This is a genomic window from uncultured Psychrobacillus sp., from assembly GCF_938022135.1.
Classification (GTDB): Bacteria; Bacillota; Bacilli; order Bacillales_A; family Planococcaceae; genus Psychrobacillus.
Genome location: NZ_CALIED010000054.1, coordinates 1 through 12,215 on the forward strand (window position 1 = coordinate 1; position 12,215 = coordinate 12,215).

A 12,215-nucleotide genomic window follows, 5' to 3' on the forward strand; every position below is an offset into this window, starting at 1 on the left:
AGTAACTATAAAAAAGAATGGTTAGTCAAAATCAACCAATAACTTTAACAAAGCTTAATAAAAAAATGAGTCAGGAAAAAAATATCCTAACTCATTTTTATGTGTATTATAAAACCAACTTACCTTTAACATATCGTATTTATTTCTTCCTTAGCCATCGAATACTTATTTATAAAATTCTTTAGGAATAGCCCCGACAAAGCGACGGTGGTATAGTAAAGGATTTTTTTCCTCATTCTTTATATCCTTAACTTCTCCTATTAATATAGTATGGTCTCCAGCGTCTACTTGTTTAAATAATGTACATTCTAAAACAGAAAGACTATTTGCTAATATCGGCTGATTTAATTCGGATGCTCGCCATTCACAGCCAGAAAAACGATCTTCCACTCGGCTGGCGAACAAATTACAAAGGTCACTTTGATCCTCTGCTAATATGTTCACCACAAACTTGTCCGCTTTTAAAAATTCTTCATATAAGAACGCTTTTTTATCAATAGACCAAAGAACAAGTAATGGATCCAAAGAGACAGAGGCAAAGGAGTTAACAGTCATTCCCATCGGCTTACCTTGTTGATCTAAAGCAGTTACCACGGTTACTCCTGTCGGGTAATTTCCCATTGCAGTCTTAAAACTTTCTATTCGTTTAGATTGGTTTTCCATCCGGCAACTTCCATTCTATTTTTCTTTCATCATAACAAATACCATTTATTGTTTCACATAATACGTTTTGTATTTAGTTTAAATTTATTTAGGACGGGTAAAGTATGAAGGAGAACAAATACTGGAGGGATTTTATATGACAGTCAAATTAACTGTAGAAAATGCCGTACAGGCTAAGCAAGAAATCGAACGATTAGAAACTCAAGGGTACCATAAAGACCATATTCATATTTTTGCACATTCAAAAGATCGTGCAGACGACGTAAATGACGCATTAGATACTTCTGATGTTGGAGTGAAGGAGATGGGATTCCTTCAATCAATGAAGAATATGTTCTCTTCACGTGGAGATGAACTACGAGCTAAAATGAGCGGTGCAGGATTAACCACTCAAGAAGCAGAAGCTGCAGAAAAAGAATTAGATCAAGGTAAATTAGTAATTATTGCTCATGATCCTAAATAAGAAGTAGAAACAGCCCCTTGTTAGACAAGGGGCTGTTTTTTAGTGTTCCAATATTGTATGAGCATTACAAAAACTACATAAATCACAGGAACTATGGCTGTAAATGTTACAAGTCCACTCCATCCAAGTCGCTCCCATAGCGGTCCTAATAAGGTACTCCCCACCCCTACCCCTATATAGTAGGAAACGAGATATAGACTGGAGGCACTCCCTTTATGATGACTCGCTTCTCTACTAACGGAGGACGCAGCCAAGGAATGGGCTGTAAAAAACCCTAAGCACACTACACATAAGCCAACTACAATCATCCAAACTGAACTACTGTTTGTAAGTAAAATACCCATACTAAGCATAAAAACTCCAGATATGAGGACCTTTCTTTGTCCTATTTTTCCTGCCATCCAGCTGGCTAACGGGGAGCCAATTACCCCAAGCCCATATGCGAAAAATATATTTGAAACAGCATCAATTGAAAGTGAAAAAGGTGAATTAGTCAGATGGAATGGTATATATGTCCAAATTCCAGTAAAAGAAAGCTGAAGCACAATTCCTAATCCGAACATTAACAGCAGGGAAGGATTTTTAAAATGATAAGCAAAGCCATCTAGATCATCTCTAAAGCTCGCTTCCTGAGGCTGGAAATTTCTTGAGTTAGGTAAAGTAACCAACACTAATATAAAAACAAATATGCCACTAACCGCTAAAATATAAAAAGCTATCTCCCAAGAGAAATGCTCTGTTGCATAACCTGTCACGACGCGCCCTATCATTCCTCCTAAAGCATTACAGGATATATATAGGGCGGTTGCTACACTCAAAAATTTCCTATCTATTTCCTCACTTATATAGGCTAATGCTGCAGCTGGCACTCCAGCAAGTAGGAAGCCCTGGATAAATCGTAAAATAATAATCCACACAAAATTATCCGAAAGAGTCATAAGAAAAAAAGGTAGCACCGAGCCAATTATAGAAAATCTAACGAAATTAGTTCTGCCAATCCGATCAGAGAAAAAACCTAAAACGATTAAACCAATTATAAGACCAACTGTTGTTAAGGACATCATCATACTAGAGTAAGAAACCTTAACGTCAAACTCCTTCGTAAACCTCGGAAGTATTGGTTGAACTGAATACATAGAACCGAATATAAACATGGACGCTAAGCCCAGGCTCCCTACTATTCTCCAAAATTGAAAATCTCTAATAGAATATCCTTTAAAATTACTTGAATCACTCAATATTATCCCATTCTTTCAGGAAGCTTCAAAAATAGCTGAAGCAACAAAAACCCCAACTTTTTCTTAATCAAAACCCCTCACTACAATTCCCTCAAGTGAGCAGTCAATCCTAGCTCCATATTAATTGTCATAATTATAGCAAAATTCATTAGGTTAATGTTAAAGAATATCAACAACGTCAATTAAACTTTCTCCCAACTGAAAATTTAAGATACGTTAGCCCTTTGTATTTTACTCCAATTTAATGCACAATAAATATATGAATCTTGAAGAGGTGAAAATGTGAAACCAGTCATACTCGCTGAGAAGCCAAGTCAAGCGAAGGCATATGCAGACGCTTTTTCAGTAAAACGCCATGAAGGCTATATTGAAATTCTCCCCTCACCTATCTTTCCCGAAGGAGCTTTTATTACTTGGGGAATTGGGCATCTAGTAGAATTGAAGGAACCTAAAGCATACGATCCTAAGTGGAATAGATGGTCACTCGCTAGCCTTCCGATATTACCTGAACGCTATGAATTTCAAGTAGCTAAAGGAAAAGCAAAGCAATTTACGATCGTGAAAAAACTCATCAAATCTACCGATACAGTCATTAATGCATGCGATGTTGACCGCGAAGGCTCTAATATCTTTTATAGTATTTATAACCAAACAGGCGCTAGAGGGAAAACGATTAAACGTTTATGGATTAACTCACTAGAAGTAGATGAAGTTCGTAAAGGCTTTACTAACCTGCAGAACAATCAAAAGGACTTACTCATGTATGAAGAGGCAAAAGCTAGACAAATCAGTGATTGGCTTGTTGGTATGAATGCTTCTCGCCTATACTCCCTTTTATTAAAGGAACAAGGCATACAAGACGTATTTCCCATAGGACGCGTTCAATCCCCTACACTATATTTGATTTATCAGCGTCATATGGAAATCGAGAACTTTGTTTCAGAGCCCTTTTATGAAATAGAAGCATTATTTACTGCAGAGCATGGAAGCTATAAGGGAAAAGCAAAAGCAAAAGAGCCTAAAAGGGAAATTATTCGAGCGCTTTTAGCTAAGCATGATATTCAGCCTAATTCGCCAGGTGTGATTACCTCTGTAGTAAAACAGGACAAGAGAATTCCACCGCCACAGCTACATTCATTATCGACATTACAGGCTACAGCTAATAGATTGTGGAAAATCAGTCCAGCAGATGTGTTAAAAACGATGCAGGGACTATATGAAAAAAAGTTAGTCACTTATCCTAGAACTGATTCTCGTCACATTACTCCAAATGAGTTTGCCTATATCGTCGGACAAGTGGATGAGTACCAAAAACTAATCAATAAACCGTTCCCAATAGCCTCTCGCTCTCCAAAAAAACGTTATGTGGATAGCTCAAAGGTACAGGAGCATTATGCTATTATCCCAACTAAAAAGATTCCATCTCAATCTGTACTTGCCAGACTGTCACCGATAGAGAGAAATCTTTACGAGGAAATTATTCGTACGACGCTCGGGATGTTTCATACGGACTATCTTTATACAGAAACAAAGGTTACCACTGAGGTAAACGGATTGCTATTCTTTACAACCGGCAAAACAGAGGTCGACAAAGGCTGGAAGGCTCTTTTTATTCAGTCATCTAATGAAAAGGAAAAAGAAGAACCAACGCTTCCTCCTTTAACCGAGCAGGAATCAGTAGCAAGTAAGATTGAAATTAAAGAAGGCAAGACAACTCCTCCAAAACCATATACAGAGGGTCAATTAATCGCAATGATGAAAACCTGCGGTAAGCTAATAGAAGATAAAGATGAAACGGAGATTTTAAAGGAAGTAGAAGGTCTAGGAACCGAGGCCACGAGAAGTGGGATTATTGAAACCTTAAAAAGACATAACTATATAAAGGTAACCAAAAATATTGTTTATATTACTGATAAAGGGCGTGTTCTTTGTCAGGCTATTGAAGGAAACCTTCTCTCCAGCCCTTCTATGACTGCTAAATGGGAAAACTATCTACGGAAAATAGGAAATGGTGAAGGCTCTCAAGATCGTTTTCTTGGTAGCATAGCTAAGTTTATCTATAGCCTGATTAATGAAACACCTACCCAACTTAAAACCAAAAACATTACGATCAAGCTTCCTCCAAGAGAACCAAGTTCGAAATATGCAAAGTTTAAGCAGGAACCGATTGCTCCATGCCCTAAATGTGGACAAGGATCCATTGTAGCACGTAAAAATTTTTACGGCTGTACCAATTATAAAAATGGGTGTACTCAAACATTTAATGGATTTTTCTTAAAGAAAAAAATTACTCCCAGTCAAATCAAGCTGCTTTGTACAAAAGGAATAACAAACACTATCAAGGGGTTTGAAGCTGAAAATGGTCAAAAGTTTGATGCAAAGCTTGCTCTAGAAGAAGGCAAAGTAAAACTAGAGTTTAAATAACCCAGACTGTTTATATGTTAAAGAGTGAAAGGAACCGAGCCATTTACCTCGATTCCTTTCGCTTTTTCTTTTATTCAAATGGATAGGCGTACGCTGTCTCACCAAGACGTCCTTTTGTAGTAACGGCTTGAGATAAGGAGTTTACAATCGCCTCCTCTGTCACTTCTGCTGCAGCTTGGAACAGATCATTCATGACAGCATGATCATCCCTTAGGACACTCCTTGGTTCCACGCTGTTTTCGGAGACATGTGGTATTTTATGAGCAGTTGAAAATGCAATAACAATATCGCCACTTCCATTGCTAAAGTGACTCCCTGTCCTTCCTAAGCCAATACCACAACGCTTGGCCACTCGCTTGAGCTGACTATTTCCTAGAGGTACATCTGTTGCTAAAACAATTATTATGGAGCCATCTGCAGGTGTAGGATACGACGGTACGGAACTATCTTCCTTTGCTTTATACCGTTCTGCCTGGAACTCTTCTTTCTTTCCAAAGTTACTTAGCACCATGCACCCAATGGTATAGGCGGTATCGCTTGATGTATCATACACTATCCTGGAGGATGATCCTATCCCTCCTTTGTGACCGAAACAAATCATTCCTTTACCAGCTCCAACTGCTCCTTCTATAGAAGCCTCTGAAGTAGCATTTTGGATTGCATCTATTGCATGTTTAGGTTCCACTGGAAGTTCACGTATAGAATTTAGCCTACCATCGTTACACTCTCCGACCACAATATTAATTGTCCCAGTAGAGACCCCGATATCGGGATTTTCTTTTAGCATATACGCCAAAGTACCTTGAGTGACCGCTGGGACGCCAAATGTATTGGTGAGCATAATAGGAGCCTCAATCACCCCTAACTCATCCACCTGCACTAGACCAGTTGTTTTACCAAAGCCATTTAATATATAGCTAGCTCCGATAACTTTTTGATGAAATAGGTTTTCGCCATGTGGAAGTATAGCAGTGACTCCTGTACAAGCATGCTCACCCTCTTGAAGTTGATGATCAAGCGTTACATGACCCACTTGGACACCCTCTACATCTGTAATACAATTTTTTGGGCCCACTGGTAGCTTTCCGATTGTCACACCACGTTGTCGTATTTTCATTTGCTTCATATTTTATCCCCTTATTTTAGCTACTTCCATCCACCTATTTTGATAAGCAGATTTTATGAACTCAGGTTTTTCTCCATATATTTGAATGATATCCTTAATCTCTTCTGCCCAATAGGTTTCGTTTTGATTAATGGCCAGACTAGGATAACCTGATCCCCTTTGTAAATAGTCGGAGCTTGCAACTAAATACCATTTTTCATCTTCCATTGGAATCTCTTTTAAATAGATAGTTTTAATATGTTTACCATCGTGCTCAATTTTTAGTCCAGACACGTGTAATCTGCCCACAAATCTCCCCCTAAAACCTGGACCTCTACCCTCGGCCAAGCAAACCTGGGCATCTAAGGATGATTGCAGTGCTTCCTGAATATGTTTTCCTTGAATCTCAAAAAGAGTAGGATTCAAGGGAGAAGGACAAATTTCTATTAGTTTTTTTCTAGACATCTCATGGAAGATACCTGCATTACAAATACCACTGTTAATAAGTCCAATGTCTGCCTTTAGCATATCCTTCAATCCATCAGCAATCAGATTACTAATAGGATTCTCCTCCACTACATCGTGCCAAAGAGGATTCTCTAAGGTATATAGCGGTCGACTTAATACGTTAACTGCCTTTGTTTTATTCACTTTTAAAACTGAAATAACCTGAGGGTCCTCTTGTATTTCTTTCGTTGATATAGTCTGTGAGTGGATTAGGTCGACCTTTCCTCTTGTCACTTCTATTTCAACTATTCCTAGGTACTCCCCATAGTTACCAGCACTATTCATAATCGTATTATTAATTAACTTCGCTTCAGTGAATAGTTTATGGTCATGAGCTGATATGATAATATCAATTTCCTCTATTTCATTGGCTAACGGTTCATCTGCAAATGTGCCCACGTGGCTTAACAGAATACATACGTCATATTTCCCTTTGTTTCTTTGAATCTCTTCCTTGATAGCAACCGTATAATCACTCATGTAGAGGCCAAGACCCTCGTTAAACACTCCCATATCAGGGGAAGAGCCTGTAATGAGGAGACGCAAACCGTTCTTTTCTAGAATCGTACTCTTACATACTCCCTTTATAGCTGTTAAATCTTTTTTCACTAAATTGTTACTTATAAAAGGAATTGAGCTATTACTAGCCATATGTTCTAGCGTATCGACTCCGTTGAACATTTCGTTGTTACCGATTGTAATTGCATCATAACCACCAGCCTCTAGTAGCTCGAGGGCCGCTATCCCCCTAGTCCCCTGTAGCTCGATGCTTTTAAAATCTGCAAAATCTCCTCCATCTAATACAATCGTATTTTCATCTCGATGCTTTCGAATTAAAGAAACGATCTTTTTATAATTATCAAATTGACTATGTATATCATTCGTATGTAAGATTTTTAATCTTGTCATGAGCTATGTCTCCCCCTAATTATTCTCCTATCATATCATATTCTAATAATTCCATTAACTCTAATATTTTCAAAATTTAAGCGTATTCTAATGTAATTAGGGAATAATTTTTACATAAGACTATTTAGGAGGTAATCAAATGGAAGTATTAAAAGTAAACGGTGAGTTAGATAAGAAAAAACTAGCTATTAGCATTCTAGTACCTGTTATAGGAGGTTCTATTACAGGCTGGTTAGCCAATCGTAATGCACAAAAAAAATACAAAAAGCTTAAACAGCCTTCCTTCGCTCCCCCTGCTCCTGTCTTCCCTATAGTATGGACGTCCTTATACGCAATGATGGGACTAGCCAAATATCGAGCTGATCAAAAAGTTCAACAAGGGGATAAGGAATCACCTGCAATTCCTCTCTATGACTTACAGCTAGGTTTAAATTTCTTATGGTCTTTCTTGTTTTTCCGTTGGGGTCTTAGAGGAACAGCACTTATTGAAATGACCATTTTATTAGGTGCCATAGCCATGACAGCATATGAATTCCAAAAGAAAGATACTACTGCCGGCGCATTAATGGTACCGTACATCGGATGGGTAACCTTTGCCTTAGGATTAAACTTTGCAGTATGGAAGTTAAATAAATAACTAATAAACCCCAAATTGTATAAATCAATCTGGGGTTTGTTTGTTCATTTGTTTTGATATACTTAATGCAATAGATAAACACATTAGGGAGTGACAATATGAAATATATAAAACTATCAATGATGGAAGCAGTTTTACTAGAATCCTTACGAAGTAATGGCGTGTCCAATCAGGAGCTACTTAATAATTTGGATGGTCGTTCCTGGGAGGAGACTTTTTCTACCGAATATGAAGCACTACTTAATATTTATAGCCAAGATAAACAACAATTTATTGAGCTCTTGGAAAATGGCTACTCCGTCAAATTTATCACTTTTAATGGGTTAAAGAACTTACTTAAAATGAAATTCAACAAACTAGAGGAACAGGATTATAAAATTGTCGATAATACGTTTGAATTATTAGAGCTTAACCCACAACAATTAAGTACTCTAAGGCAGCTTCTTTCTATCAACTGGACAGTAGAGGAGCACGAACGAGAAGGTTTAGACACTGACTCGATTCTGGTTAAATTAAAGCCTGTTGTGGTGTCTGAATAATCCATCGTTTAGCTAAAGTAGCAGGATCCTTTTCAGGTCCTGCTAAATTGGCTAACTCTTCTTAGGAGGTGAGCAATAAGCAACCAACGGTCCATACTAGAGCAGTTAATGTTGTTTACCTGCCTCACCTTTCTCCCTGGATTCTCCTCCTGTCTCTCCAAAAGAAGTTGTTAAGCTGATATCGATTCTACTATATTATTAAAAAGCTTATATTCCTAATACTTATTATTCAGCATCCTTTCTACCTCTCCGATATTTACTACTACATTTAAGTAAATCAATTATCCTAGTTTTCTCCTCACTTCCCCCTACCTCTATACTGTTTTTAATAAAAAAACTAAAAATTTATGGAAATTAAATAATTTTGCAATAATCCTCTGCTATACTCCTTTTGAACTTAAAATATTTTCCTAGGAGTGAATGTATGATAAAAAGAGTGAGCGATAAAAGTGCAGTTAGCAAGATATTCCTTTCGCTACTGTTAATTGTTTCCATGGTTATTCCTTTTCTCTCTGTATCCAAAGTCGAAGCAGCTGAACCTATTTCAGTGGCAGACGCAATTAGCAACAATACCGGAACAGCAACCGTACAAGGATATATAGTAGGTACCGCATCGTCTGGCACATCTTACGACCAAGATGCACCCTTTACTGTAGCAACCAATATTGGCTTAGCTGATTCTCCGGAAGAGACTGATCCAGCTAATATTCTCCCAGTACAGCTTCCGACCGGTACTGTACGTTCTGGACTAAATTTAGTAGACAATCCAAGCTTGTTCCAAAGTGAAGTTACGGTAACCGGAACTTTGGCTGCCTATTTCTCAGTTCCTGGCATGAGAAGCGCAAGTGCCTATACTATAATTTCTGAAGGAGAGACCCCGCCGACTGACGTTGAAATAGTAGACAATATTGCAGAAGCACGAGCTATTACAGACCAAAATAAAGTGATACGTGTGACTGGAACCGTGACAACTGGTCTTGGCTATTGGGGAGGTAAAGCTTTCTATATTCAAGATGAAACTGGTGGTCTCTATGCATATACTAGCTCTGCTGATGTAGATCCAGGGGATATCGTTGAATTAGAAGGTAAGGTTAGCCCATATAGTGGAGAGCTGCAAATTCAGCCTACTACTATAAAAAAGCTCTCTTCTGGTAACCCTTTACCGTCTGTTCAAGAAATAACACCTGCTGGAGTCAATGAACAGACACAAGGCGAAAGAATACTATTAAATAATGTAACGATTTCTAATTTAACAGCGGTTAATGATTTTGGAACTTTTGAATTTACTGCCACACACGAAAACGGTGAATCCATCATTATTCGAAATGATAATCGCAACGGTCTTGATTATGAAACCTTTACTAAGCAATATAAAAATGGTGATTTAATTAATGTATCAGGTATTGGATCCATTTTTAACACTACTTACCAAGTTAAAACACTTGGTTTAGAAAGCTTTGAGCAAGTAAACAAGCCTGCCGTGTATCCAAATATCTATCCTGGAACCGTATCAGAAGGAACAGAAATTACATTAACGACTCCTTGGGATACAGCAAGCATTTATTACACACTAGATGGCTCTGCCCCAACGGTATTAAGTACAAAATATACCGAACCAATTACATTAACAAAAGATACAACGATTAAAGTAATCGCAATTGGGGACACTACCTCTGAAATTTTTACATTTAAGTATAACGTTTTAAAAACACAGAACCTTTCTATTCGTGATATCCAAGGACAAGGTCACTTTTCTGATTATGAAGGTGCGACTGTACAAAATATTACTGGTGTAGTAACACACTTGTATAATTCAGCTAATTTTGTTATTCAGGATATCAACTCAGATGATAACCACCATACATCTGAAGCAATTATTGTTAATAAAAGCTCTAATGGTTTAAAGGTTGGCGACTTAGTGACAGTTGCCGGGACAGTAGAGGAATGGTATTACGATGGCTATTCTGACATGAAAGCAAATGACCTACCAATCACTAGAATCAGAGCTACTGAAACACTTAAAACAGGAACTGCAGAGCTACCAGAACCATTAGTAATCGGAGAGGATATTCATCCTCCGACAGAGCTTATTGATAACGATGGTCTGACTTCCTTCGATCCTCTTGAGGACGGAATAGACTTTTGGGAATCCGTGGAGTTAATGCGCCTAGCTGTACCAAATGCAAAAGTCGTTGGACCTCAAGATTATGGTGAAATTGTGGTCGTGGCTGGCAACTCGGTTAATACTACATTTAATGCTCTAGGTGGTATTAATATTTCTGCTGATGATTATAACCCTGAAAGAATTACAGTATTAATCGATAATGAGAACTATGATGCAAAATCTGGTGATTATTTTACAGAGGAGATTGTCGGAGTCATGGGCTTTGGTTTTGGAAACTTTAAGCTATGGACTGATGAGGAATCGCTCCCTCCTATCACTCGTGTTGAAAAGCCTATTACGATAACGGAGATCGTTCCAAGCGAAGAGAAGCTGACGGTCGCTGCTTATAATATAGAGAACTTCTCCGCTAACATCGAAAGCACACCAAACGAGAAGGTTGTAAAAATTGCACGATCATTTGTTGAAAATATGAAATCCCCAGATATTATTACATTAGTAGAAGTTCAAGATAATGACGGTCCTACTGACTCTGGGAATTCCGATGCTTCTGCAAGCTATGAGCGGTTAATTGCTGCCATTGTGGAGGAAGGCGGACCTGCGTATGCATGGACGGATATTGCGCCTGAATATAATCGTGATGGTGGACAACCTGGGGGAAATATTCGAGTTGGCTACCTATACAACCCGGAAAGGGTAACACTTTCTGAGGGTACGAAAGGAAGTTCAACTGATTCGGTTGCTTGGGATGAGGGAGGAAATCTCACTTTAAATCCTGGACGTATTTTAGACTTACCTTTGGAAAATACCCGTAAGCCCCTTGCTGCACAATTTGAGTTCCAAGGTGAAAAAGTAGTTGTAATCGGTACTCACTTAAATTCTAAGGGTGGAGATCAACCTTTATTCGGGAAAAACCAGCCACCTTTGTTAGGTTCAGAGGCTGAGCGAATCGAGATTGCGACTATGATTAACAATTTCGTAAAAGCAGGACAAGCAAAAGACCCTAACTTGAAGGTGATAGTGGCCGGAGATATGAATGACTTTGAATTCACTCCTGCATTAGCAGCTTTAAAGGGTGGAATATTAACTAATATGGTAGAAAAGGTTCCTGCAGGTGAACGATTCTCCTATTACTATCAAGGGAACAACCAAGTCTTAGACCATCTTTTAATAACAAATAATTTAGCAGAAAAAACAGCAGTGGATATGATTCATATCAACGCTAACTATATGGATATTCATGGACGTGCTTCTGACCACGACCCAATTATTATTCAAGTTGACTTGAAGGAACAAGAGTCACCACCATCTCTGCCTAAAATCCTTAATCTAAAAGTGGATAAAAAGCATATTAAAATAGATGTTAATAAATCATCAACATTTAAGCTTACCGCTATGTTAAATAACAAAGGGAAGAAAAATTCTACTATTGATGTAACTGCAGATGCAGAATATAGTGGCTATGATAAAAATATCATTTCTGTAAATGAAGGAGTAATTACGGCTAAATCTGCTGGAAGCACTACCATTAAAGCTACTTATAGTAACAAATCTGTTACTATCAAAGTAACTGTACAAGCAGCAAAAAAGTATAAATGATACCCATTC

9 protein-coding genes are annotated in these 12,215 nt (G+C 38.0%); 5 read left to right on the forward strand and 4 right to left on the reverse strand.

The window, feature by feature from the left end:
• Positions 1-165: 165 nt before the first annotated feature.
• A complete protein-coding gene (locus Q0371_RS10495; RefSeq protein WP_169359057.1) occupies positions 166-663 on the reverse strand; it encodes a flavin reductase family protein in 498 nt (165 codons plus the stop codon).
• Positions 664-799: 136 nt separating this feature from the next.
• Between Q0371_RS10495 and Q0371_RS10500 the strand changes: the two genes are divergently transcribed.
• On the forward strand, positions 800-1,126 hold the full coding sequence (locus Q0371_RS10500; RefSeq protein ID WP_169359058.1) for a general stress protein: 327 nt from the start codon (positions 800-802) through the stop codon (positions 1,124-1,126).
• 20 nt (positions 1,127-1,146) lie between these two features.
• Here the strand turns inward: Q0371_RS10500 and Q0371_RS10505 are convergent, their stop codons facing one another.
• Entirely contained in the window at positions 1,147-2,364 is a 1,218-nt protein-coding gene (locus tag Q0371_RS10505; RefSeq protein ID WP_298470924.1) for an MFS transporter, read from the reverse strand.
• 282 nt (positions 2,365-2,646) lie between these two features.
• On the opposite strand from Q0371_RS10505, the gene Q0371_RS10510 reads away from it, so the two are divergent.
• Positions 2,647-4,788: a type IA DNA topoisomerase gene (locus tag Q0371_RS10510; protein WP_298470926.1), complete on the forward strand. Its 2,142-nt coding sequence runs from the start codon at positions 2,647-2,649 to the stop codon at positions 4,786-4,788.
• A gap of 70 nt (positions 4,789-4,858) precedes the next feature.
• On the opposite strand, the gene Q0371_RS10515 is transcribed toward Q0371_RS10510, so the two are convergent.
• Both Q0371_RS10515 and Q0371_RS10520 read right to left on the reverse strand, forming a co-directional pair.
• Positions 4,859-5,905 (reverse strand): P1 family peptidase, encoded by a 1,047-nt coding sequence (locus tag Q0371_RS10515; RefSeq protein WP_251553625.1) that lies wholly within the window; start codon positions 5,903-5,905, stop codon positions 4,859-4,861.
• A gap of 12 nt (positions 5,906-5,917) precedes the next feature.
• On the reverse strand, positions 5,918-7,309 hold the full coding sequence (locus Q0371_RS10520) for a 5'-nucleotidase C-terminal domain-containing protein (RefSeq protein WP_298470928.1): 1,392 nt from the start codon (positions 7,307-7,309) through the stop codon (positions 5,918-5,920).
• Between the two features lie 139 nt (positions 7,310-7,448).
• Between Q0371_RS10520 and Q0371_RS10525 the strand changes: the two genes are divergently transcribed.
• From Q0371_RS10525 to Q0371_RS10535, 3 genes are all read left to right on the forward strand, one after another.
• Entirely contained in the window at positions 7,449-7,946 is a 498-nt protein-coding gene (locus Q0371_RS10525; RefSeq protein ID WP_251553554.1) for a TspO/MBR family protein, read from the forward strand.
• A 98-nt stretch (positions 7,947-8,044) separates the two neighbouring features.
• Positions 8,045-8,485 (forward strand): hypothetical protein, encoded by a 441-nt coding sequence (locus Q0371_RS10530; protein WP_298470931.1) that lies wholly within the window; start codon positions 8,045-8,047, stop codon positions 8,483-8,485.
• Positions 8,486-8,909: 424 nt separating this feature from the next.
• Positions 8,910-12,206: a DUF6359 domain-containing protein gene (locus tag Q0371_RS10535; protein WP_298470933.1), complete on the forward strand. Its 3,297-nt coding sequence runs from the start codon at positions 8,910-8,912 to the stop codon at positions 12,204-12,206.
• Positions 12,207-12,215: the final 9 nt, after the last annotated feature.

Bases quoted from the DNA above. Each gene is read 5' to 3' on its own strand.
- Q0371_RS10495 (WP_169359057.1), bottom strand. From the start codon at position 663: ATGGAAAACCAATCTAAACGAATAGAAAGTTTTAAGACTGCAATGGGA.
- Q0371_RS10500 (WP_169359058.1), top strand. From the start codon at position 800: ATGACAGTCAAATTAACTGTAGAAAATGCCGTACAGGCTAAGCAAGAA.
- Q0371_RS10515 (WP_251553625.1), bottom strand. From the start codon at position 5,905: ATGAAAATACGACAACGTGGTGTGACAATCGGAAAGCTACCAGTGGGC.
- Q0371_RS10520 (WP_298470928.1), bottom strand. From the start codon at position 7,309: ATGACAAGATTAAAAATCTTACATACGAATGATATACATAGTCAATTT.
- Q0371_RS10525 (WP_251553554.1), top strand. From the start codon at position 7,449: ATGGAAGTATTAAAAGTAAACGGTGAGTTAGATAAGAAAAAACTAGCT.
- Q0371_RS10530 (WP_298470931.1), top strand. From the start codon at position 8,045: ATGAAATATATAAAACTATCAATGATGGAAGCAGTTTTACTAGAATCC.
- Q0371_RS10535 (WP_298470933.1), top strand. From the start codon at position 8,910: ATGATAAAAAGAGTGAGCGATAAAAGTGCAGTTAGCAAGATATTCCTT.